Source organism: Klebsiella sp. P1927, from assembly GCF_018204675.1.
GTDB classification, from domain to species: domain Bacteria; phylum Pseudomonadota; class Gammaproteobacteria; order Enterobacterales; family Enterobacteriaceae; genus Klebsiella; species Klebsiella pneumoniae.
The window spans coordinates 75957-100517 of record NZ_CP073379.1 but is presented as its reverse complement, the minus strand read 5'-3'; the positions used below and the strand labels follow the sequence as shown (position 1 = coordinate 100517).

The window sequence follows — 24561 nt, the reverse complement described above, 5'->3', positions numbered from 1 at the left end:
GACAAGCCGCAGGCGCGTCAGTCGCCCCCGAGGGTTTTCTCGCGGTTAAGGTCACGAACCATGTCACGCTCCACAGCCTGCAGACGCTCACGCTGCAGACGTTCTGAGGCCACCTGCTGAATCGCCTCCTCCTGGCGCCGGAACTGAGGATCATCCGGTAGCGTCGTTTTCTCCGTACCCGGCCGGTCACGCTCCAGTCCGCGAATGACGTCCCCGATAACCTCTTTCACCCGGTCCGCCGGCTCGCCGGCTTTACGCGCCTCCCCGGCCACTTCCCGGGCAGTCTGTTCCGCCTGTTTTTCCATTTCCCGGCGCTGCTGTTCTTCTGCCGCCCGCTGCGCCAGAACCTCTGGCGGGAGGATAATGTCAGCCCCGGTCTGCGGTACCGGAGCCACCGGCGCCGGTTCAGCCCATATCCGTCCGCCGGTAATGGCCCCGGGGTTCCAGGGACGGTCATCACCGGCCAGCCGCACCACCACCCCGGTATCGGGATTGTCGCGGGCCATTCTGACCCCCTCTCCCATATTCCCGGCCAGCAGGCTTTCACCATTGCGGCTGTTCTGCAGCGCCACGAACCGCGCGTCTTCATTGCCCATAATCCTTCCCTCTCCGCCTATAGCCTCCAGCCGTCCGTCCCGATCGGTCAGCGGGCTGAGCCAGATACCGGCGGCTTTCCCGTTTTTATCAAATGCCGGCAGCGCCACATGCGGCTGAGGGTACTTTTTCCCCGGAGAAATGAATTTTCCCGGTGAATTTCCCTGTGCCAGACCGGACTGCTGCAGGGCTGCCCGGCCAGCAGCGGTTTCATCCAGTGGCCTTGCCCGCCCGAACAGCAGATCGGCGCTTTTCACCGCCCGGTCGTTACGGGGTTCCAGAATATCGTGCGCCGTCGCTTTCTCAGGTGAATGCTTGATGGCCTTTATCCAGCCCTCACGGCTGTCGGTGTATACCTGCACATGCTGTTTCATGCGGGATAAAGCCACATAGGCAGACTCAAAGCTGGCCATCTGTTCCCGACCACCGGCCACCCCTTCCAGCGCGATGGCATACGGTTCGCTGGCCCCCTGGGCGCCGTGAGCCGTAATGGCGTAGGCGAGGTCGATATGCTGCTGCGCCTGATCCGCCTTCGGGGTCAGCGTACGGGTGAGTTTGCCATCAGATAGCGTGACACTGTCACCCGAAACAGACTGCACCTCCCAGATACTGTTGGCCACATAGCCGCGCTCCAGGTCACTTTTGCTGAAGCGCATTCGGTCCCCCTGAGACACGGTTATCTTTTCCTGACGATAGAGCGTGACGCCTTCTGCCGATGCCTCCCGGGGTGAGATATATCGCTCCTTTCCTTCACTGTCTGTCAGGGTGATCAGCTGATTATCCTTATCCACCTTGCTGATACGGTGGTATACGTTATCAACCAGCGCCACCGCCTCCTTGTGAGCCGTCCAGGTCGACAGTTTGCGCAGTTCACCGTCACGGATGTTACTCGTGACCAGCACCGGCAGTGTGATTTCCTCTTTGCCGGTTTCCCCGTTCTCCCGCCGTGCGTCATGGATCAGACTGTTCAGCGCCCGCCGGTCCTTATTCAGATGGGTGATCACCAGCGTCTGCGACTGTGCCTCCGGGGTCCGTCCGGTATAGTCCTTCACCAGCGCCTCGTAGAGCGTCGCGGGCTGACCTTCCAGCAGGGTTTTCCCCTCGCTCAGCGCCTTTTCTATCGCCTTTTCCTGCTTTGGCGTGAATTCCACCACAGAACTGCCCGGCGCCCATGCGCCTTCTTTTCTCGGCACCTGCTCCGGCGTGACCTGCTCGATGGTGGTCAGGGCGCGGTGCACATCCCGCTCAATCAGGCTGTAGACCGCCGGTCGCAGCTCAGGCATCTGGCGTACAATCTCTTTCATGATGGCAACGTCGGCGGCGCTGCGCTGCTGCATCAGCCTGAACGGCTGGCCCGGCGCGATGGGCTGCAGCTGGTCGTTATCCCCACTGGACACCGCCCGTCCACCGCCGGCGACGATGAGGGAGTGGGCTTTTGCCATATCGGCCAGCCCCACCATTGAGCTCTCGTCGAGCAGGAACAGGGTGTTGCTGAAATCGGGTGTCTGGCCATTGCGCTGCAGCAGCTGCGTGTCGTGGAGGAACGATGCCGTCGTGCGCGCATCCACGCCAGCACTCTGCATTTCCCCGACCGCGCGATGCGTCGGCGCCAGACCGATGACGCGCGGACGGGTCTCTTCCGGCAGCAGACTGATGGCACTCATGACTGCCCGGAACTGGGTGGTTTTCCCCACCCCGGCATACCCCTGAACCACCGTGAACCGGTCCGTGCTTTCCAGAATCATCCGGGTCGCCGCCCGCTGTCCGGCGGTCAGGTCCGTCATCAGACTGGCCGGCACGCGGTCCATCAGGGGGGCCACCGCGTCTTTACCTTCCAGCACGTGGGTCAGGATGCTTTTTTCGGCGTCCCAGGTCTGACGGGAAATCAGCAGGTCATTGCCGTAGCCGTGCGCCACCGGTACATTCAGCAACTGCCCCGACCTGATTTGTGCCTGAATGGTCGTGTCGATGTCCGCCATCGGAACCTTCCCGCCCCCGGTTTCCAGCGCCGTCGCCAGCAGCTGGGGCCGGGAGAAGGTCAGTTTCTCACTTTCAAGCAGCGGGATGGCCAGGTGAATGGCCTGTTCTGCCGGGGTACGCAGTCCGGCCTTCTGCTGCGCAATGGCCGCATCCAGGTCCGTCTCGCCGGATCGGGTCTTCAGCTGCTCTGAGACCACGCTGAAGGCGGTATGCCGCGACAGCTTCTCCGTCGTGCGCGCCGCATCCTGCGCCGAGTACAGCCGGAGATGACTTCCGCTCTGCGCCAGCTGGTTGAGGGTGGCGTTATCCAGCTCACGCTGCGTCACCGACGCAAAGACCATTGCCGTCTCGCTAACCGACCTGCCGGGACTTTCCACCCAGCCGTGGCCGATTTTAATACCGTCAAACACGCCCGCGCCCACGGCCAGGGTCTGCGTGGTTTTCTGCCCCGGCCGCTGTACCGTCAGCTGCCCTTCCTCCACTTTCATCACCGTGATGCTTTCCCCGCCCTTCAGGCGTGTGTCCGGTATCTTCCCGAGCACCGCCAGACGTTCCCCCTCTGCCACCGGCAGTGTATCTGCCCGGAACAGCGTCCACTGGCTGTCGACCGCGGAAACCTTCAGATCCAGACGGACCCCATCCCGGTCTTTCAGGGTCAGCATATTGCTGCTCGCGGTCACCCGGTCAATGACAAAGCGATCGTGCGTCCGGTTCTCCGGATCCCAGCGTTCCATCACCATCCCCTCCCGGTAATAATCCCGCACGCCCCGGCTTTTGCTGTCCAGCCACACCGGCGTCAGGGCTGTAATGGTCGTGTCTTTCTCACCCAGCACCCCCTCATGTCTGAGGGAGTCACGGATAAGGCCGTTGAGTACGCTCTGTTCACGCGTCCCGCTGATTTGGGCCACGCTTTCCTGCCCTTCACGTACGCTGACGGCAAACTCCTGTGCCAGCCGGCTGTAGCGTGCTCCTTTATCCGGTTCACTGATGATGTCGGCTGTGGTCTGATGGCCCCCCTGCCAGCGATACGTATTCACGCCGCTGTCCTTCAGCACCGTCAGCGCGCTGCCGGTCCCGCTGCGCTTCCCGCTGTCGGAGAGCAGGACCTGCACGTTATGGCGCATCGCGCCATCGAGCAGGGAAATCGTTTCCTTCAGGCTCAGCTTCTCCGCCTGATCCACGATGAGTGTTCCGCCCGGAATAAACGCCGTCCCGTCCTGCAGGGCGGATTTACCGGTCACCGTTTCCCCGGCCAGACGCACATCACCGGCGAGAAAATCACGTGAGCGGTTATCGGCCGCCAGGATATGGACGTCACGCCCCTGCTCCCGGGCCATCAGGGTTAACTCGGCCACCCGCTCCCGCTGGCCGGTTGCACCGCCCTGACCGGAAACGATACCCATTACCGGGCGATCCTGCGCCAGCACGCTGACGGCATCGCTGAAAGGGACCTGGCGCACCACAGACGCATCGGGCGTGACGGAGACATGATTCTGGCGCTGCACCTCCTGACTCAGGGCTTTGACGGCGAGTTCATCGAGAACGTGGATGTTTGAGGTGAACAGGCCTTTCTCGCGATCGAGAGGGATAAGCTGCTCCCGTTCAATGGCGGCATCGATGCCCTTTCTCGCCAGATCAAACACACCGTCCTTCGCCTCCAGCTGGCCGACCGTGCGTGCCAGCAGGTCGGCATACGTGAATTGCACTTTGCGGTCGCTGAGACCGGCAATCGCTTTCGTCACCACATCCGTGATATCCGGACCGTCAGTGTTCACCGGCGCGGCAGGTGCACGGGCCAGCTCTGCGGCTCGCGCATCGGCGGCCTCACGGTACCCCCGGATGTCAAACCCGGTCTCCTTCAGCGTGTTCATCCACTCCACCATATTTTCTGCCGGATCGATGGCTTCTTTCGACTTGCGGGTATCGAGCGCGGCCACATCCCGTGACTTCAGGGAGGCATCGGGTCCTGCAGCCTCCAGGAGTTCCTGACTGCGCGTGGAAAACGACTCAACCGGCACGCCCTCCATCTCCCACATGCCATTCCGACCCGCATCGACTGTCTTGTAACCCATAGACTCAACATCGGCCCTGAGAGAGTTCTGGTATATCTTTCCGAAAGCGATGCGGTTGGCCAGTATGGTTTCGGAGAACCCGGTTTTACCGACGGTATCGCTGGCCAGCGTCTGCCATTTATCGCCGTTCTGTGTCGCGTTGATAACCACGCTGTGTGTGTGTATCTGTGGATCCTGAGCGCGCGATGTATCATGGTTAAAGCGGGCAATAATCAGATTCCCGGTCAGGACTGTTTCAGACACGCCATCTTTCTTTACCCGTGTGGAAGCAAGGGACTCCACCTGGTTAAGAGCTACTGTTACCGCGCGATTATGAGCATCGATGAGACGCTTATCGCCGCCCAACATAGCCAGCATCGATACACTTTTCGGTGCCGAGAACGTCAGGTCATAACCGGGCCGGTGCTTATTCACGCCATCCTGTATCCGGGTCAGGTCGCTGCCATCAGGTAGTTTTCCCTGCAGAAGCTCCGTGAAGACCTGCTTGTCTACCTTTCCTTCAAGTCCCAGCAATTCTGCGCCTTTACCCTGCCAGCGCTCCTCCATGCTCCCGATGACGTAGTAATTGTCTTTCTCTGTGTAGTAGTTACCGGCACTGCCCGCCGATTTAACCTGGCTGAAACTGAGCATCAGATATTCCCTCCAATCTCGACATCATCCTGCTCATCGTGCCGGTGGTTGTGGTTGATATTGACTTCCTCACGCCGCTGCATATCCCGCTGTGTCTGCTCATCTGCCAGCCAGGCGGCATACGCCTGCATGTCCTCAATGACACCGTCCTCGTTCATGCCGGCCGGCAGCATGTCCTGTCCCTGTTCCGCGGACTGCTGCGCCAGTTCCTGTTCTGTCCCGCCTGCAGCTGCAGCAGGGGTACCGGCAGATGATGCTGTTGCGGCAGCAGCGGCTGCTTTTGGTTTGAGCAACGGTATGGGCGTGACCGGCAGGACGGGAGGCTCCGCTGCCGGACGCTTTGTTGTCGGCGGCGCTTTTACCGGTGCAGGAGATACCGTCATTTCAGCTGGCGCAGGCGGGCTGACCGGCTCAGGTTGTTCACCGGCGTGACTGTCTGTATCAGCTGGCCCGGGTTCCGGCGCATCCGGCGTGAAAAGCGCCCGGGCAAGGCTGCCTTCAGCTTCCCGGGCCTCAAGCAGAGCACTGAGCCGTGCATCCACCCGCGCATCGAGAGTGCGAGGAATAAATCCCTCGGCAATTTTCGGACGCGGCTTGTATTTGAGGGCCAGTTTCACGGCCGGATACGGCCCGGGCAGCGTGACGTAACAGGACAGGTCAGGCAGCGTCTGAATATCGGAGTAACTGACCAGCGTTTCCCGCTCTTTTTCTTTCCCGGTCGATACACCATCACGCACCGGGTCAGCACCGTAGGAGTACTGCTCGCTGGCCTTGAGGATTTCCTTTTCGCCAATTTCACCGGCAGCAAACTCCGCGATCTCCCTGCTGGGTGAACGGAAGAAGGCCCGGGTGTTCATTACGTCAAAGAGCGTGGCGGCAGGCTTAACACCATAGATGTCTTCCAGCTGGGCATAGGACTGAATACCGAACACATAACAACCACCAAATTTACGCGCCTCCGGGAGGATTTCGACCAGGTCCGGCAGCTTGTGCAGCGTCGGGAGCTCGTCAGCGAAAATCCAAACACGCCGGTTACGGTTCTCCCCCATCGCCAGCAGGCCGCGGATAGCTATCGACAGCCACATTGAGATAACCGGCTTCAGGGAGGCATGGGTGTCAGCGTTGGAGGAGATAAACAACCAGCCATTGGGTCGGTCCTCACGGACACCCCGCATCCAGTCCCGGATAGTGAATGGCTCGCCGTTCTTCTCAATGCCCTGCAGGTAGCGAATAGCCTTGACGTAGTTGGTCAGCACGGCACGAATGGAGATGGCCGTTTTCTCAATTTTCTCTTCAACCAGGTTCGCTGCCGGCGTGTTCTGCAGATAGGCGCGCAGCTTGTCGATTTTAATGGACAGCATGGTATCGACCAGTTTCTCGTAGCTGCGATCCTTGTCTTCACGCATCAGGTACGCGCCTTCGGCAAAGATAGTGCGACCGGAGCCCTGCCAGAACGGGTCTTCTTTGGTACCCATCGGGATAAGGGTGTTGGAGATGTTGTCGAAGTCCGGCAGCGTCAGGCACTCTTTCCACAAATCCCAGGCCGCGCAGCGCGAGTCCAGCGGGTTGAGGATTTTATCCAGTGACGGGTCGTAATAGCTTTTGACGAACTCACAGGAGCGATCATAAATGATGGCCATATCGCCACGTGCACGCACGTAGTTCAGTAGCCGGCGGATCACTTCTGATTTACCGGAGCCTACGGTACCGTGGAGGCAGAAGTTCTGGATTTCGGAGTTTTTAAGAATAGGCAGATCGCCAATTTTAATATCGGAGGCCATACCATCACGCTTCATCTGGCGGGCCACTTCTTTGGGCTTATCGGAAAGCTGGCGCCCGCCGGTATTCTCATCCTCACTCTGCTGTTTCCCCTGGCGGCCCAGCACCCAGCTGGCGATGAAGAACGTCACGATACAGATAACAAGAGAAACCACGGCAGCAAAGACGAAACTGGTCCACAGCTGCTCTCCGCACCAGATAGTATATTTATCGGCCAGGATTTGTTCTGAGGTATATTCCAGCGACTGGCCGTAATACTGAATGGTGTATACCGGCTGGGAACGAATAATATCGCGCATCGGACCCAGCGTCGTACACCACCAGTATACGCAGCCGTTCACAAAGGTTTGCCAGCTAAGCCTATACATCAGCATCAGCCCGCACAGTACCCAGAATAAAATAAACAGCACGTAGAAAATAATATTGGCAATCTGACCAAACATGCGAAAGCGCATATTGGCGATCTGACCGCCCTGCGTCATATCTTTGGCATTGAAACTCATGGCACTAATCCGTCAGTAAATTATTAGGGTCGGAAGGACAAATTAATCAGCGAAAACAGACCTCACGGGGTTGCAGGGAATAAGCCCCCCATAGCAGGGTGTGGATAAATATCGCCAGGCATCAGTTTATGTGTTTCAAGAGACATGACAGGTTCAGATATTGCCATAAATAACCTCTGATCAAATAAAGACGAAAAGATTCCGCCGAAGGCGGCAACGCCTCACAGATGCACAAATAAATTGCGCAACTGTTCACCGTTCAGATCTGGAATTCATAGATTATTTGACGAATGAATTCTGACACACCAGAAAGGTGATGCCAGTATGGCCCGGGGACCGGGCCGTGGAATAGAAAGCTTACAGAATATTAGCGATCGATTTTGCCAGCTGGTCTTCAAGAACAGGCTGGGCTTCAGGGAACTTGAGGTTAACTTTATTAGCGTTAGAGACGACGCGAGTCTGGTATTTGTGCTGATTACCCGTTTCAGTACTTGTCTGCACTTTTGCGCCGGATGTTCCCTGACGTAATACGGCCACGTTATCAGTCTGAACCTGAGTTTTGGTTCTTTCCGCGATCTGAACATCGGTGATCATGGTGTAGTTCACATCTTCCACCATCGCATCAGCCGCCATCCCCACCAGACCGGCTGCAAGTCCTACCCCCAGGGTTGCTCCCGCAGAACTGGAGTTGTAAGCGGTAATCCCTGCCCCTAAAGCGGCGCCAGTCACAGCGCCCTCATAACCCCGGCTTAACCAGCCCTGAGACTCACGAAGGTCCATTTTATCGGCCTTAAGCACGTTCGCCTGGATCCAGTAGCCCGCCGTATCCGGGTTACTGACGACCTGATATCCCTTTGAAGTGACGGCGCTGGCAATTTTTGCCTGCAGGCCACTCATATCCTTATCGGAGGTATTTTTGATTTGCAGATAAACCGTCTTATTATTTGAAGGTTCCAGCCAGATTGTTTCGCTCATCTGGGTTTTTACTTCCAGATTTCTCTTTTTAATGGCGGTTCCCATTGCACTACATCCAGATAACACCAGCGCAGAGCTGACGACCATCACAGCCATGACTTTATTAAGCTTCATCCTGAATCCTTGTGACATAATCAATACGAGTAAATACACATTCTCTTATGATTTCGGAATGCGCATTCACTATATACGAATTTTAAGCGAGATGTAAAAACCAATAACAACCTAGACAGATAATAATAACCAAAAGAAATTTTTAGTCTGTTAATAAACCACCATAATTGATAGGTCGCTTCTGGATGATTACCCCCCCAACTTTTCCGCTCGGAAAGAGTTTATTGCAGAGGTGAGCAATGATAGCTGATAGCGTCCAAAATCCAGATTCATGACAAAACCAAAAAAAACAGACGTTAAAATAACCATAAATGCAAAAGAAAATGGCGTGTCATAAACCACTCTATTACAAATAGCTAATAACATAATCACTGCCATGTACACAACAGCATAAATCGAAACCTTCTTAGAAAAAAAGCGATATATATTCGATTTTTCTCTAAAGTTTTTAGGGACTGACAAAAAGAGAGAGCGTGAACTGGCAATACCTAGGAGCATAATGATACTGACCCCGACAGGAAAAACCAAAACATGAAATATATACTTTCCGGTCAAATAAACAGCATCCACACTAATTACAGCGCAAAGCATATTCCATGCAACTAACACTACGCCAGGCCAAAGGCACTCCCAAAAAGATGGAATTTCAGCCTTCCCTTGTGAAAGTAGATTTTTCAGCTCCTCCACTTCCTCAATAAGTAGTTTGTTCGTAATCATCATTTTTACCTTTTACCATCAAGATAATCCTTTTGAATTTTCGCCGCTTTTGCCTCTAACTCAGTAGGCGAGTCAGCTCCTGGTAAAGATTTCACCTTACTCTTTCTTTCATTATAATCACCTTTAAACTCATTTGCTTTTGTTTTATGGTCCTTTTCCATTTCAGTATTCTCATTTTTCACCTCTGCGCCTTGCCGTTGTATGTTTTCGCGGGTTTCCTGCTGCTGTTGTTTATTCTCTGTAATCATCCCACCAACTTTCTGATCCACATTATCCTTAATACCCGCATCTTGCGTCATAGCATCGATACGACCAGAATTTTGTCGGTAGTCGGCCATTACCGATCCATTGTCACCACCACCTGACACCCCAGCCATATTCTGTCCAATGCTTTCACGACCCTGTTGATACGCAGCATCAACCCTGGGTTCTACCTGCTCTTTGACGAATTCACGCGCCAGGGCTTCACGCTGCGCCGCAATTTCAGGAGAACTGGTATTGGTCAGAATGGCCTCGGCATCCTGTGGAGCACGATGCTGAACAAAGTTCGCAAACTGCTGAGTCAGGTTTTCGTTCATCTGGCCAGTCATGCTCTCTGTGCGTGACGCCATCTCACTGTACTCATGGCTGCGTGTCCGGCTGCTTGTATACTGGTCATAGCTGTTTTTGGCACTGGAGAGTGACGCGGCAAACTGGTCAACACGCGAGCTGGCATTATTATCGGTAATGTTGCCCGATGTGGTGGTTTTGCGGCTGGTAAAGTAATCGGATGCTTCCTTAAAGTCTTTGGCCGCCTGACTACTGGTATCATGTCGGCTGTCATTCGATTCACGACCGGAAGTGCCAACATTATCTGTGTTACCCGAGCTGTGGGTCCAACCCGCACTGCCTTTAACTCCGGCCTCAGCAGATAACCCAGTTCCCCATTTACCTAGCTTACCAAACAGCTGATCCCCTGAACTCCACTTACCAGATCCGTATAAATCAACGCCCTGCGTACTTTTAGCTGAATCATCCATCAACTGCTGGAAAGACTCCTCATTACTGATGTTGTTGGCTTTCGCATTAGCAACAACCGCATTCCACATCTTGCTTCTGGCCATCGAGTCCTGCGAAGAATCGGTAGTATCAGCTCCGGTCGTTGTTGAGGCGCTGTTCCCTTTATTGGTGCCAAATTGCTGCAGACTATTCCAGGCACTTGTCACGCTGCTGTTATAGCCATGCAGCGCGCTTTCGGCCTGGACATCAGCCTCACGGGCCATCTGTTGCTGCGCACTGGCTATCTGACGACCGACGTTGATATCCACCGGCAGTTTTGACATTGCACCACCACTGTCCCAGACCATCGATCCATCCCTCGTCTGCGTGCTCATGCCCCCATTCGCCAGCTGCCGTGACATCTGTCCGAAACTGGTTGTACTGTTGGTACCCCAGCTGTAGCCGCTGACGTTCTCCATCTGCATGTTGGCGAAAGAGTAATTGCCGTCCACCACGCCGGAGGCAGCCTGCGATGTTGCACTGAGCCCCGATGAAGAAAAATGGCTGTAGGCACTGGAGAAGGCTGCTCCCATGCTCTTCACGATCCCCCACGACAAAGGCGGTATCATCACGGCAATATAGCCCGCGGTGGTCGCAATATCCGAGTTTTTGAGCTGAACCTGCGACAACTCAGAGAGAACGACTGGGACGCCATTTTGCTTCGCATAGTAGGCCATTGCGCTGTTCAGGATGGCGAACAGTAATGGCCACGTCTGCAGCCAGATAAGCGCAAACACATACCCCTTTAGCACCTGCAGAGTCATCATATTAAACATGGCGGCCATCACCATGATCGGGAACATCCCAATCATTATCCCCATGATAACGGTCTGCATCAGCGGAAGTGTGCGAAGCGCCTGGTGCCCCATTGTGGCCTGTGCCAGCCGCTGCTTTTCAAGGGATGATGTGTTAGCCATATTGACCAGACTGGCGGTGTCCCCGCTGCGGGCCGCATAACTCTGGATCCCACTGCGCAGGGCGTTCATCGTGACGTTCTGGCGGATAATCTGCCCGGCGCTCTGTCCCGAGCTGTAGAAGTAATTGTAGCTGTCGCCAATCATCTGGCTGAAAAGCAGATCGGGATTAGGTTTGCCGCCAAACAGCTGACGAACATAGTAGTTCCAGGTTTTACCGCCTGTCTGAGTATCCAGCGCGAGAGCCGATTTCAGATCCCGTGAGGCCTCCTCGCATGTCTGGAACTGGTTGTTTTTGTCAAACACGCCACGCAGTGGACTCGGGTTTGCAAAAATCAGGGTATACGGATCAGGTGAATTCAGTAATTCCTCAAAAGAGTACTTATGATTGAGGAAAATATCGCCCATCACACAGTTTTGTACGTAATCGGAAAACAGCGTCGTAATCTGAGGATTTTGTGACAAAAAATCCGTACTTTTCGCGACCAGATTACTGCCAAATAACATCCCCGTTTTACTGTACGTGACACTGTCCGGCAGCGCGAAGACCATCTCATAACTCTGGATAAGCGCGTTTCCTACCCGCGTTGTCAGCGACGCCGGAATGGCCAGACCAATAGGTACATTATCGACTTCATAGACCTGCGCAACGTTACTGTAATCGATGATCTGCACAGGGGTGCGAATGACAACCAGCATAGAGACCAGGGTGAGGGAAAAGACCCAGCCCAAAAGGTCCATCACGTTGTGTTTTTTTACCCAGTTCCCCGCCACAATGAGTACCGAGATGGCGATACACATCTTTTCTATGGTCGACCATGTGCCGGTCTCCATAAACGCCGCAATCGCGTTCAGGTTGCCCCGTAACCAGTCACCGCCTGCAATGGCATATACCTCAAGCATTACTGATTCCCCCCAAAATGATAGTTATTCTGGTAGCGGGTCATCATGCGGGCAGAGACCTGCTGGCGCATGTAACTCATTTGTCTGTCCACCACGAGCAAGGCGTCCTGCTGAACCTGAACGCGGGACTGGAAAGCGGCAATCTGGACACTCGCCTGGTTGAGGTTTTCCATGATCATATCCATTGTCGACTGGGGATAATTACCGGTTGAGATCATCGCCCGGGCCTGCTGGATAAGTTCCTGAATGTACTGCAGCAGGATGTCGTAGCCGATATAGTCCGTCAGCTGGTAAATAAGTGAGTTAGACACACCGAGCATCTGCGGGTCGACCAGGTATTTGAACACCGGAATGGTGGTGCTGGAGATAAACCCTTTCTCCTGATCCGTCAGTTTTTCATCAGCCACCGCTTTATTCTGGATACTGCTTAACAAAGCGGAAATCTGGCTTTTCAGCGCCTTACTGGAGGTGATGGTCACGGTGGCATCAGCAACGACCTTAAGACACTTATCCGAATCATTGCAGTGATAGATTTTAGCCGTGCCGCCCTCCATCATGGCTTTAATCAGATCCTGGTCAGTGGTGCGTGCCGGCAACGGGGTGATCTCACTGTTCTCACCAAAAATCAGCGTCCCGGTCAGGGTCATCACAAACTCTTTCAGCTCCTTATTGCCGTCAAAGAGCCGGTTTTTGGACAGGGCATCCCACATAATGTTGATGTTCTTCATTACACGCTCCTTGTCCTTATCGCTGGCTTTATCCTGCACTTTGTCCATCTGCCCCCCCACCGAACAGCCCTGACGGGAAGCCGCCCAGTCCGCAAAAATGTTGCTCTCACCGGCGATGTCCTGGCAGACCTTTTGCTGCGCCACCTGGTTGCGGGGGAACAGACCGCCCACAATGCCCTGAGCGGCCTGGCAGGAGCTGAGGTTCATGCTGTTGATGTCGCTGGCCATCTTCTGCAGGAAGTCTTTGGCAGTTTTGATCTCCGGAACCGTGGTCTGCAGGGCAAGGTCAAAGAAGTAGCCCGCGGCGTTGGACATAATTTGTTTGCCGAAGCGCTGCAGCTGCTCGCTGTTGATAAATGAGAACGACCCCAGGTACGCATCGATGCCGCCGCAGCCGGCGTTAATATCCGGCAGGGTCATGCTGACCAGCTGGATCGTTTTCACCTGCGTTCTGGCATACAGCGAACCGCCGGAGGCGTAACCCGCCGCCTGTCCCTGCCAGACCTGCGGCTGGCTGGTATTGGACGCAAAGCCAAGCTTATTGAAGAATTGGTTCATGTCGCCATTCACGTCGGCGGCGGCACTAAATGACAGGCCAAGCGCGGCACCGCAGAAGAGTGACAGAAGTTTAATTCGCATCCTGTCCTCCATTACGCACAGCATTATTTTTAACTCTGTTATTTCTCAGAATAAAAAGGATTTTCAGGTGATGACTGAAAAAATTGAGGATTGCTAATGTCACTCCGGCAACAAAGAACCCCATCCCGACAGCCATCAGCGCATAAGGGATGGCGTACATCATAATATTCCACAGGTCTTTTACTCGCAGGTCACCGCTGGCTATCCAGTCAGCCACGCAGAGATTAAATAAAAATCTCATTATCCATAACAGCAGGGCACCTGCAGTCAGAAACACAATGAATAATTCCAGATAGATTTCCATACGCCTTTCCCGGTGGACAAATTCCGGCTTCAGTTGTTCTATTTTTTCTGCTGCTGTCTGCCCGGGTGCTTTTAAACTGGCTGGAAATAAAAACGCATACAGTCCCGTCGAACGTATATATTTGTTCATGGCTATTTTCCTTAATCACTTGCTAAGACCGGATATAACAGAGACTCAGTGCATCATCTGAAATACCGTATCCACTCTGGCCATAAAGCCCTGTGCATCCGTGGCGCCCTGCAGGATCGGGTACGCTGCCAGCGTGTTCACGTTGACCAGAAACGTGGTCGGGGTGGCCACCGGGATATTGGGGAAAAAGGTCTGCATCACGTCAGGAGGCGCCGGCAGCGCTTCAGGAAACGCGTCATCACCCTGTCCGTCAATGGTGTAAGAGAACACGGAGAAGCCATACTGTCCGGCCAGCTGCTTCAGCACCGGGTCAAATTTATGACAGTATGGACAGTGTCCCTGCATGAACAGCACCACTTTCCAGTCGCGCAGGTCCACCTGCTTTCCGTTGCTGAGTCGTAACCAGCGTGGCTGAGATGCCCCGCTCTCCACCTGGGGAGTGTCGCTCTGCGGGGAAGCCGTTTCAGTACCGGAGATTCCCCGCGGATCCCAGAGCGACTTCACCTCATCGAACGTTCCCGCCTGTGCCAGTCCGGCCAGAGCAAGGGAAAGAGCCAGCGCCGCCAGCGGCGTCTTAGCGATGTTCTTCAGGATGCTTTTCACAGGCTTTCTCCTCTTTTTCGGCTTCAGCAATGAGGGCGTTAAGAATGCGGTATCCCCCGAACACCACCATTCCTAATCCCAGAATTTCAGCGGCCTGCACGGCCATTTCAGGCTGTTTTCTGACAAGCCGGGCTATCAGGTGGAAAAACACGCCCACGGCCAGCACCCACATCCCGGTGATATCTAAATCCGGAAAACGAATATTTCGCATGACACACTCCTTAGAAATTCGGTTTAAAGTCACTGGAGACATAGAGGAACTGTTTCGCCAGGTCGTCCTGACTGATAAAGCCGTAACTGAGAGGCTTCACCTGGCCACTTTTCGGGTTAACCAGCATCATCGCGGGGAAGAACTTCACGCCAAGCTGCTCTGCCTGGCCCTGGTCCGGCCGGCTGTCGGGCAGCATGGGGTTAATCACTCCGTCAACCGACACCGGTATCACGCTCAGGCCATAGGTTTCGCGAAAATTTTTAATCACCTGGACCAGCTGGCCATCGATCGCTTCCCGGCCCCGGTAGAAGAACATCACGCCGTAGTGCTGTGCGAGGGTGGAGATAGCCTGTCGCTGTTCGGCATAGTCGGCAGCGAGCTGGTTTTTTACCGTGCCGTTGTAGTGGCTGTACTGCAGGTTGTAATCGAGTTCGGGGTTTTCCAGCATCGCTTTCTTCGCACTCATCGAGAACAAACCTGCCTGCTGCGTCCAGTAGTTCTGCAGCCGGAAATACTTCACGAAGTTTTCAGACGATGGATACAGAATGGCTTCGTACAACGACCGTTTGGTGGCCGCCTGGAGTGTGGCGAGTTTCTCCAGAATATCCATTTGCGGCGGTGGTGCCGCTGGTACGGCTTTCCTGTCCTCATCACGGGGCTTCAGTTTCTCGTTGTACCACTGCCAGCCCGCGTCTTTGGCGAAAGCCGGCATCAGGGCGCAGCAAAGGCACCCCGCCAGCATGGCGGCATGTATTGTTCGCATGGCAAATACCCTTTTATGAATTAATGCGACTGGCGTGACAGATGCTGATAGACACTGTATTTATCGAGCTGGCGCTGTATCTTTCCTGCATCATCACGGGCTTCAAAGCGATAACCGCTGCAGTACAGAGGCAGATGATTTATCTGAAGGTCCACCCGCTCCCCGTCCCTGATCACCCACGCGGCCTGAGAAACAGTGTCGCACTGGATCCCCCATGCCCGGTTGGTTGTCATAAATGCGTTAACCTGCCTGTCCCGCCACAGGCTGTACGACATAATGCTGACCAGGAGAAAGACAAACACCCCGACAAACACCATGACCAGCCCGTATGCTTTTTTCTCTTCCATTAACTCTCCTGGTCACATAATAAGGAATAGCGGCATGCTCAGTACTGAAGATATAAAAGCCTGCCGGTCCGCTGGCAGTTTCTGGAAAGCAGGTGAGTACTGAGCGGCCATCTGAACCAGTTCGGACGAGTTAATCAGGAACCTGTCTGTATGCAGAGAGATATCCGCAAGAACAGCCAGCACCATAACATGATGCTCCTGGGGTAAATTCTCTTCATTCAGAATGTCTATAAATTTCTCAATCGTGATATATCGATTCATCTTTGCTTTTCCTTGCATTTATAACTTTCTCCAGGACTGAGAAAAATAAATAACACACAGACATGGCAAACCCAGCCATAAGAATAAAGACCACACTTTCGACACAATCACTTCCCGACGTCCCTTTGACTGCATCCCAGGAGAAATAAATCACCGGAGAAATAATGATTACTGTCAGTGTTAATCTCAGGACAAAATCAATGGCAGGCTGTTTGTGAAAATTAATTTTCATGATTATCGGTCTCTTTATTAGGCAGCATGGTTTATTGCGCGGATTGCTGACTCATGATTTCCTTAATTCGTTCTTTGGTTTTATTGGTGAGAACATCGTTTTCCGGTATTTTTTGATTTTTCATCAGGTCGTCCATAAAGTTGGTGAAATCAAGCATGTTAAAGTCGATCCTCTGGAGCTCTTCAACCGTAATCCCCCGACAGTCAGGACTGCTGGCGCCGCCAAAACCGATATGCAGCTGACCGTTTCTTCCCTGCTGCTGAACGATCTGCGCCAGTTTTGAGTCGAACTGGCAATAGCTCCTTTTTTTCTCCAGGCAAATCCCCAGAACCTTTTTAGAGCAGAATTCCCCGATACTGACCGTCAGCTTGTCTTTTTTCGCTTTTGCCAGCGCCTTTTCCTCGCTGCTGCAGCGTGCCAGCCCCACATCCTGGCCCCAGCCGCTGTCTTTGCAGCAGTTACTGAAGCCCGCAGCAAACTTCTTACAGAACTTCGCTTTTCCGGTGAAGGCCCGGACATCCACCCCGTTCAGTGCCGCGATGTCCTTCCCCGCGGCAGCCAGTGCCGCCAGCTCAGACACCGCCTGCCCAAAGTCGTTGCTCTTCCCGGACGTGGCTTTGTCACATTCACCATCAAGGCAGAAGACATCACCGCCGCAGATCATTTGTTTGCCACTCGTCCTGGTTTCGCAGGAATACGTTGCATATTCATGCAGGCACGTGCCTTCCTCGCTGGAGAAGGCGCACTGGCGGGATGACAGAGTACAAGCCGTATTTTTCATCAGGCTTTCACAGGAGCCGTTGTCCGCCGGTTGCGTGAGCCAGGTATCCTTATATTTCCAGCAGGCCTCCGTGAACGAGTAATCCCTGCCTCCGAGGGTGATGGTTCGCGTTCCTCCCGGGCTGATACATTCCTCGCCCGTTTTTTTTCCTTCATCCTTACTGAACGGACAGCTTTCAACCCAGACGACTTCAGGTGCATAGACGGTTTCGGTTTCTTCCATCACCAGGGTGACCGTGACCTGTACGGGTTTCTGGCTGGCCGATGATACGGTCCGTGATGTTTTGCTTACTGAAAAGTTCTGCCCAGCAGTGGCCGCTTTGTCCACACCAAACGACTGATGAATCTTCCCCTTCCCGTCATAGGTATATTTCGTACAATGCGTGTTCTGACCGCCTGAACACATCGATTCTGAACGTGGCCAGCTGATCACATCAATGGGGAACGTTCGTTCAAAGAGGGTCAGGCTTTCACTCACTGCACTCTTGCAGCTATCCCGCACCTTCCCTTCGGAATCGCATTCTTCAATCCAGGGGATCACCAGAGGCTCACCATCCACCGAGGCATTCAGCAGACGACCATTGGTCGGGATCGTCAGGTTGCCACTCCATTGCCGGGTACTCCGGGCATAATTCAGCGTCACCACCTGCTGATAGGTTCGGTTAACTTTCTGCGTGGTGGCGTTATCCTTCAGGGTCGCTTCCCGTGTGCAAAAATTTTCCACCTGCAGATCACGTTCGCAGGTATGGTTTGTGAACTCGCTGCGGTTCACAACCTGGGCGGTACAGGACTGTCCGGTATCGCCGACAATGCTGTCGGCACGGGATTCTGTATCCTTTGCGGCCTGAATAAACGGCGCATCCTGAGATATCTGATCCGGTGGCCGGTTTGTGAACGACTCCGTAACCGCTTTGCCTGTGTCCCCCTGGCTGAACTCCAGGGCTGAATCGCTTTTCAGAGAGCTGTCTCCGCTGGCAGTGACGCCGCCGTAGTATTTTGTCTGATTCGGGTTGGCGGTATACCCCGGCAGGTTTTGCTCACCACTGAAATTTTTCAGTGAGTTCAGACCATTGCCCTGCACCTGTTTCGCAAAATCCGAACCAGCTTTATAGTCACTTCCACTGTCAGCGCAGGCGGGAGATGCCAGCCAGATAAAGGCGCTCAGGACTAAAAAATGCGCGGTCAGCACGGAAATAACCGTCTTCATTTCCACCCTCCCTCATCCCTCACCATTTCCGGTAACGCTATGAAGTACGGTCTGTCTTTCATGGCTGGCTCCCGGCGGCATTCGAGTGCGCATCAAGTATTTGCCGGGCCAGCTGTGCGCAGTCACCGGTTTGTGCCACTTTCTCCAGCGCCTGTTTGACGTGAATGTTACCGCGTACCACGTCATACCCGGCCTGACACCGTACCACCAGAGACGGCACACTCCGGATGCCGTACTGCGTGTATAGTGTCGGGTCAATCTGCACGCCGTCGGTCACGCCATCCTTCACCAGCTGCAGCACCGCGTCAGTGGTGGTCCTCATGTCGTTATTGACGAGCCCACGCAGTGTCGCCGGAATGCCGTACTGCCGGGTTTCGTGCAGCATCCGCTTCAGCCCCTCTTCAGGTATCGAGAAGGAGACAAAGTACAGCGCTCCTTCTGCCGGCTTTTCCTGATTCGCCGCTTTCTGCTGGCTGACCAGATTATCGATAAACTGGCGGTCTGATTTCGGTAGAGGATTGCGGCTGATTTGCGCCTCAAGCTCCTGCTGCAGCTGTTTATCCGGATGCTGGCGCAGCTGTTCGCTGAGGTTCTCCTGCTGTTTCAGCCACTGCTGGTCCCCGGGAGTATTAATATTGTCAGCGGCTGACGCCGTCGTGCAGAGCAGACTCAGCCCCCAGGCCAGCCCGGTGATTCCTTTATTCATAATTGCCTCAATTAGAGAGAGTTATGTGCCTGGCTATTGCTACAGGTCATGACAAATGCATAGTCCTGCATCACATATTCAGTTATTCGACTGCATTTTTTCTCTGAGGGTAGCGCCAATGTATTGCCAGTCTCTGTATTGCTCTGCCGTTAGTACCTTTTTATCCGTGCTGAAAGTGACCCGGGATGTAGTGGGAGATACATCCTGATGCAGGAGGGGTTGCTGGCAACATTGATTCTGTTCTTTTTCCATCATTTATCCTTTTCCTGTCTGACTTACAAAAATACGCAGTTACGTTTACGCCACATCAGGTAGCCATAGTTCTTGCGGGTGTTGGGCGGATTTTTGCCGGCCTCCCAGCGCATCACGCTGCGTCCAAGCGGATGGCACTGACCACTGTCCGGATACATGTTCACCATCTGATAGCGCCAGCGTTCTTTCGGGATGATCGGGGAGGGATATTCGTAACAGACTGCCTTGTCCTTCCCGATACTCTCCATAATTTGTCCCTGCCGGTGGAGCTTGAAGGCCATACGCTCACTGACCAGTACCGACGACTGCAGCGGGCTGGACTCATTACTGACCTGGCCGTTAAACGGGTAAAGTGAGCCATGGCTTCCACCACACCAGAAGAGGACATCCAGAGGCATATGGAATGCACTGGCCAGCGCATCCGCTGCGCAGGCGCCCTGTGCGATGGGGTTGGCAAACAGGATGGCTTCCGGATTCAGAATGGTGGTGAGGCTGCTGTCCACCCAGGTCGGGTCAATCTCGGACAGATAGGCTATATCCATGTCTCCGCCTTCCAGACAGCCTGCGGAGGTGATGATGTTCAGCCAGTAGGTCAGTGGGTACTTGTACCAGTGAACGTGATAAAAAGCGCCGTTCACCTGCTTATCGTCCTTTCTCGCGGTCCCCATGCCGGTCTTGCCGAGATTGATACTGAAGCCCCCCAGATTGACCATACAGCCAGGCGAACGGCTGACGTCCGTCATGGCCATCGGCTCCCAGTACCCGATGGCCAGGCCGGGACGAACAAAAAGCGGTGGCGGAGCCGGACACAGCTGCAGGGGACTGCCGGGATTGCTGGTATCAGGCAGGTCGCCTTTACCAACCTGCACGCTGCCGAGCGACAGAGGGAAGATGCAGCGCCAGCACACATCGGTGATCGGGTTAACAAACCGGCCCTCACAGGAGGGGTCTGCGGCGGCGCGGCCACTGAACGTTGAGAACGCGATGCAGATTAAAAAAAACATGGCTTTCATTCGTCAGTTTTCTCCCTGAGAACAAGACGGAGGGCATCGGTTTTATTGCGGACCTTTTCCCGTGTAGAGTCTTCGGCACCCTCCATCCCGGCCCACACCATCAGGGACAGGCAGTCGAAGAGGTAAAGCTGGCGACGGTATGAATCCCTGTTCGTCTGGCGAACGGCGGACAGTGCATCGAGTTCACAAGTCATTTCATCGATAACCTTTTCACCGTTGTATCTCAGCCAGCGGTACAGCTTCTCGTTATCGGTCCTGAGACGCTCAACCTCTCTCTCCAGCCAGCTTTCTCTTGTACTGAGTTCCCGTATGACATTCTCCTGCTTACGGATGGTGGACCACATTAGCGTCAGCAAGAGCATCGTGAGCAGGATTATTAAGGCCAGTATCATCGGCATCGGTTACCTCTTTTGAATAAAACGCAGCCCCAGATCAGGGGTGCGGGACGGGCGGGAAGGTCTCAATATTCAGCCGTTCACCGGAGGGCGCCGGCGTGATCCGCGCCGGGACCGCCGTCAGGCCAAATCGCTTGCTCAGTACACCGTTCTGGTCGAAATAGATCCGGCTGTCCAGCGCTGCGGAGGTGTCCGGGATACTGCCACGCACCAGGATAATTTTGCTCATCAGGGTTTCCGGCACCTGACGCTTCATCCAGGCCAGCTGGTCGGCATCGTCACCATTGATGAAGTACAGGGTCTGGACAAACGGTACGGTTTTAAGCGGGTTCACCACATCGCCCTTGCGGGCAAACACCCGCCCCTCATTGTCCTTCAGGTCTTCGGTCAGGCGGATGCTGGGATCAAACCAGCGCTGCTCGTATTTCTCCGCACGCTTAATGCCCTCCACCGGCGCCGGACGCTGACTGTTCTCGATAACCCGCTGCTTAAACGCATCCATCGTCTGGTCCCACTGGCCAGAGGATTGCAGCGACTGCAGACGCTGCGTGATGAGCTGCAGCATGTCCTGCTCCCGGACGGGCCATAAATCCCCCCTGGTACCGAGATCAGCCGCCTGAGTCAGCAGCGATAACAGACAGGCGGCGAGCAGACAGCCTTTCAGTCGTATCATTACTGTTCTCCTTTCATCCGGCGGGCAATGTCGTGCTGGATGTTGCGGGTCACATCGGGCGCGCCCTGAACCACGGCAGGTGAAACCAGAATGACCACATGATGCTGCTGCTGATACTCCGCCAGACTCTTCTCCAGCGCGTCGTTAAACCGGTCAGAGAGCGCTTTTGACTGCGCCTCTGTCAGCTGCTTCTGACTCACACTGTCCATAAAGCTGTCGAGCGTCTTTTTCATATCAAAAGCCACCACCCGCGGCGTGGAGTACTCCAGAACCACGCGCGAGAGAAACGCGCTGGTTGCCAGGACGAAAAGCACGAGAGCGACGATGACGGATGCCCGGCGCAAGGTAAGAGACGTCGTTCTGACTGGTTGTTCGGTGTTGTTTTTCATCACTGTTTATCCTCCATGTCATTCACCGGTATTCGGGATTCAAGCTCAGCCATTTCTTCTTTAAAGTTGTTGCACGCCAGTCCGTACACCGCATCGTGGATATCGACCCCCTCTTCCCGTCGCGCTTTCATGTACTCAAAATCCGGGCCTTTTGAGGAGTACATCGCCCGGCTGAGCGGGTCGACGAACAGGCGGTGCCAGGAGCAGTTCGCTTCCACCTGCAGCATAAAAGAGGAGAACCACTGCTCTTTGGCCGAACCGAAGCCGTTAATCATGTCTTTCTCCAGCTTGCTGAACTGATCCGGGTACAGCTGGTTATATTTGGCAAATTCCTTCGCTGACTGTTTCAGAATGGCCTTGTACGATGAGTTCCCCCACGCTGCACGTGCGGCGCTCGATGCGGTCGGGGAGTCGAAGTCCACGATATTTTGCGTGATGGTGATGTATGCGCCGGTATGTCGACGCGCGGTACGGTAGCCTTTCTCGATGAACTGCCCCACTTTTTCATTCTTGAAATCAAGGAGCTTCCAGCCCTCATCGATGACGTTCAGTTTTTTCAGGCCACGCGGTGACTGATACATCCTGTTCTCGATGTAGATAATCAATGAGAACATCACTGCGATAAGCAGTGATGGCCTCGACTCCAGGCCACCGAGCTCCAGTACCACCATCCGGGCATCATCGTGGAGTGTTGGTTTATCTGAGTTGAAATAGTCCCCGTAGATCCCATTCACCGTGTACTGATCGAGCAGGATTATCATCTCGTCCAGACGGCCCCGGATTGTTGGGGAATCAGCGTATTCATCGCTGTCCTTCGCGTCCTGTAAAAAATGTACTACGTCATCAACGCGTGCATGATTACGTTTGCTTAACCAGGCCGCCTGCACTGCCTTCAGAAGCAGGCCTTCATGGACTTCATCGAGGTTGCCGTTCGGACTGGCCATCACCGACATCTGATCGCGTATACGTTCTGCTGACATGTCGAAGTGAGCATCATCCAGCACGTTGGCGAACGGGTTAAACTTGAGGGTATCGCCATCGAGGTATACGCCCCCCATGTTTTCACACAGGGACTTATAGCCATCGCCCATGTCGAACACCCAGGCAAACCCGCCGGAGTCGAGCACACTGCGAATGAGGGGCTGAATCAGACCGGTTTTACCCGCCCCGGACGTCCCGCAGACCGCCATGTTGAAATTGGTATTGTTCATTCCCTCGTAGAACAGGTCGATGAACGCCAGCTGATTTCGATAGGTGGGCGCCAGGAGTCCCGCCGGCGCCAGCGGGCTGTCAGCGACGATCGGCAGGAGGTTAGCCACCTGGAACGTCTCCGCCCGCTTCACCACGCCTGCCGCCTGCAGCTCTTTAAACAGGCCTTCGCCGCATTTGAACGGCATCATGGCCAGAAAGTTACGCAGGTGATGGTAGCGGGCCGGGATAAGCTGGAAACCGCCTTTACGGTAGCTGTTGAGCACCTGCTGTTCAGCGGCGAGAGAGGCCTCTGTGCTGTCTGCGGTGTACGTGGTGATATTAAAGAAATAGGACACCAGGGAGGTCTGGTTGGTCGACAGTCGCTGGCGGATATCGCCCCACTCCTGCATTTCCTTTATCACGTTCGGAAAGTACTTCGCGTAGGAGGTTTTGCTTTTCTTCTCCACGTCCATGAACTTCAGGTTGGCTTCGTTCTGGGTCTTCACCTGGTCCTCCACCATCAGCGTCAGCGTGATGACAAAGGGACAGGAAATGGAGAGCTCCGGGTTAAGCAGGTTGGCGTAGTTGTCCGCAGCGGTCCAGAGGAAGGCCATTTCCGGATCACTCTCCAGATGGTAGCTCGTCACCCGGGTCACGCACTCTTTCCCGTCGCGCCCCAGGCGGCCAATTTTCAGATGACCAGCGGTGACCTGCATATCAAAGCTGTCATCGACACACTGATAGTTCAGATCCTGATAGGGGTCCAGCTTATACGGTACGCGGTACATTTCGTGCGGGTCCGGGTTTATCAGCTCACGCATCAGTTCGACCAGCCCGGCCGCATCAAGGATACGCGTCGGAATGTAAGCCCCGCCCAGTGACGCCCGCAGGATTTTTATCTGGTTCTCCATCTCCACAATTTGCGTGGCGGAGTTCTTCTTCCGGGGCACGCAGCAGGAGATGTACACGCGGTAGTTACGCAGCGTCAGGGGCAAATCCAGATTGTCCGGCAGGGGAAATTGTGTTTCCGCCGCCCGGAGATAGTAGGCGCGGGTAATGGCGTTAAACTTTTTAGCCTGTTTACCGCTCCAGCGGAATTCACGCAGACCATAGTCGATATCATTGCCGACCAGTTTGCTGGAGACCAGATGAAAACTGACCGGGACGCCCCTGGGAAGTTTGCTGCGCAGTAAATGCTCCAGTGTGGCGACGATACTTTTATCCGCACCGGGTAAAGGACGCGCCTCAAACATAAAACCGACGGTTTTGTTATTAATAAACAGACCGGTCGCGGAATCATAATCCTTATAGGGCAGAATACGGCTGAACTGGGGGAAATTCATGCTGCCCAGCGTGTCATTGGCTTTCGCGGATTCGTCGGGCAGCTTCAGTGCTGATACCAGTGAATTCACAGCCTGGGTGACAGTATCGATGATGTTATTACTCATGCGGGCGTTCCTTTAAGAGCAATTCAAAACAACAAGGGTAATAAATGGCAAGAAGAATATTCACAGCCGCA

The 24561-nt window shown here is 54.5% G+C and carries 20 protein-coding genes and 1 pseudogene; all 21 read right to left on the bottom strand.

What is annotated here, in order from left to right; genetic code table 11:
• Positions 1-17: 17 nt before the first annotated feature.
• The gene (traI, locus tag KB892_RS29270) at positions 18-5276 is read right to left on the bottom strand and encodes a conjugative transfer relaxase/helicase TraI (RefSeq protein WP_029498346.1); all 5259 of its coding nucleotides are present in this window, start codon (positions 5274-5276) and stop codon (positions 18-20) included.
• A complete protein-coding gene (traD, locus tag KB892_RS29265; protein ID WP_048255491.1) occupies positions 5276-7558 on the bottom strand; it encodes a type IV conjugative transfer system coupling protein TraD in 2283 nt (760 codons plus the stop codon). The genes traI and traD overlap by 1 nt, the downstream gene beginning before the upstream one ends.
• A gap of 55 nt (positions 7559-7613) precedes the next feature.
• Positions 7614-7725 (bottom strand): annotated as a pseudogene (locus tag KB892_RS31735) (hypothetical protein); the annotation flags it as partial.
• Between the two features lie 190 nt (positions 7726-7915).
• Entirely contained in the window at positions 7916-8647 is a 732-nt protein-coding gene (gene traT / locus KB892_RS29260; protein ID WP_004152629.1) for a conjugal transfer complement resistance protein TraT, read from the bottom strand.
• Positions 8648-8836: 189 nt separating this feature from the next.
• Positions 8837-9364 (bottom strand): conjugal transfer protein TraS, encoded by a 528-nt coding sequence (locus tag KB892_RS29255; RefSeq protein WP_029498351.1) that lies wholly within the window; start codon positions 9362-9364, stop codon positions 8837-8839.
• A 5-nt stretch (positions 9365-9369) separates the two neighbouring features.
• Positions 9370-12219 (bottom strand): conjugal transfer mating-pair stabilization protein TraG, encoded by a 2850-nt coding sequence (gene traG / locus KB892_RS29250; RefSeq protein WP_023329044.1) that lies wholly within the window; start codon positions 12217-12219, stop codon positions 9370-9372.
• Positions 12219-13598: a conjugal transfer pilus assembly protein TraH gene (gene traH / locus KB892_RS29245; protein ID WP_023158000.1), complete on the bottom strand. Its 1380-nt coding sequence runs from the start codon at positions 13596-13598 to the stop codon at positions 12219-12221. Before traH ends, traG begins: the two co-directional genes overlap by 1 nt.
• A complete protein-coding gene (gene trbF, locus KB892_RS29240; protein WP_023158001.1) occupies positions 13576-14019 on the bottom strand; it encodes an F-type conjugal transfer protein TrbF in 444 nt (147 codons plus the stop codon). The genes traH and trbF overlap by 23 nt, the downstream gene beginning before the upstream one ends.
• A gap of 45 nt (positions 14020-14064) precedes the next feature.
• Positions 14065-14622: a type-F conjugative transfer system pilin assembly thiol-disulfide isomerase TrbB gene (gene trbB / locus KB892_RS29235; RefSeq protein ID WP_023158002.1), complete on the bottom strand. Its 558-nt coding sequence runs from the start codon at positions 14620-14622 to the stop codon at positions 14065-14067.
• Entirely contained in the window at positions 14594-14833 is a 240-nt protein-coding gene (traQ, locus tag KB892_RS29230; RefSeq protein WP_048255490.1) for a type-F conjugative transfer system pilin chaperone TraQ, read from the bottom strand. The genes trbB and traQ overlap by 29 nt, the downstream gene beginning before the upstream one ends.
• A gap of 10 nt (positions 14834-14843) precedes the next feature.
• Positions 14844-15596 (bottom strand): type-F conjugative transfer system pilin assembly protein TraF, encoded by a 753-nt coding sequence (gene traF, locus KB892_RS29225; RefSeq protein ID WP_015632513.1) that lies wholly within the window; start codon positions 15594-15596, stop codon positions 14844-14846.
• 20 nt (positions 15597-15616) lie between these two features.
• Positions 15617-15943, bottom strand: coding sequence for a hypothetical protein (locus KB892_RS29220; RefSeq protein WP_015632512.1), 327 nt, complete (start codon positions 15941-15943; stop codon positions 15617-15619).
• 12 nt (positions 15944-15955) lie between these two features.
• Positions 15956-16204: a hypothetical protein gene (locus tag KB892_RS29215; protein WP_004152675.1), complete on the bottom strand. Its 249-nt coding sequence runs from the start codon at positions 16202-16204 to the stop codon at positions 15956-15958.
• Complete coding sequence (locus tag KB892_RS29210) at positions 16182-16436, bottom strand: conjugal transfer protein TrbE (RefSeq protein WP_032433943.1); 255 nt, start codon at positions 16434-16436, stop codon at positions 16182-16184. Before KB892_RS29210 ends, KB892_RS29215 begins: the two co-directional genes overlap by 23 nt.
• Before the next feature lie 31 nt (positions 16437-16467).
• A complete protein-coding gene (gene traN, locus KB892_RS29205) occupies positions 16468-18423 on the bottom strand; it encodes a type-F conjugative transfer system mating-pair stabilization protein TraN (protein WP_015065533.1) in 1956 nt (651 codons plus the stop codon).
• A gap of 58 nt (positions 18424-18481) precedes the next feature.
• Positions 18482-19129, bottom strand: coding sequence for a type-F conjugative transfer system pilin assembly protein TrbC (trbC, locus tag KB892_RS29200; protein WP_015632510.1), 648 nt, complete (start codon positions 19127-19129; stop codon positions 18482-18484).
• Between the two features lie 275 nt (positions 19130-19404).
• Entirely contained in the window at positions 19405-20394 is a 990-nt protein-coding gene (gene traU, locus KB892_RS29195; RefSeq protein WP_015632509.1) for a conjugal transfer pilus assembly protein TraU, read from the bottom strand.
• Positions 20391-20792 carry a hypothetical protein gene (locus KB892_RS29190; RefSeq protein WP_004194979.1) on the bottom strand — a complete coding sequence of 134 codons (402 nt, stop codon included), beginning with the start codon at positions 20790-20792 and terminating at the stop codon, positions 20391-20393. The genes traU and KB892_RS29190 overlap by 4 nt, the downstream gene beginning before the upstream one ends.
• Positions 20793-20826: 34 nt before the next feature.
• Positions 20827-21462 carry a type-F conjugative transfer system protein TraW gene (gene traW, locus KB892_RS29185; RefSeq protein ID WP_211778029.1) on the bottom strand — a complete coding sequence of 212 codons (636 nt, stop codon included), beginning with the start codon at positions 21460-21462 and terminating at the stop codon, positions 20827-20829.
• Positions 21462-21851 (bottom strand): type-F conjugative transfer system protein TrbI, encoded by a 390-nt coding sequence (trbI, locus tag KB892_RS29180; protein ID WP_015632507.1) that lies wholly within the window; start codon positions 21849-21851, stop codon positions 21462-21464. The genes traW and trbI overlap by 1 nt, the downstream gene beginning before the upstream one ends.
• Entirely contained in the window at positions 21851-24490 is a 2640-nt protein-coding gene (traC, locus tag KB892_RS29175) for a type IV secretion system protein TraC (protein ID WP_015632506.1), read from the bottom strand. The genes trbI and traC overlap by 1 nt, the downstream gene beginning before the upstream one ends.
• Positions 24491-24561: the final 71 nt, after the last annotated feature.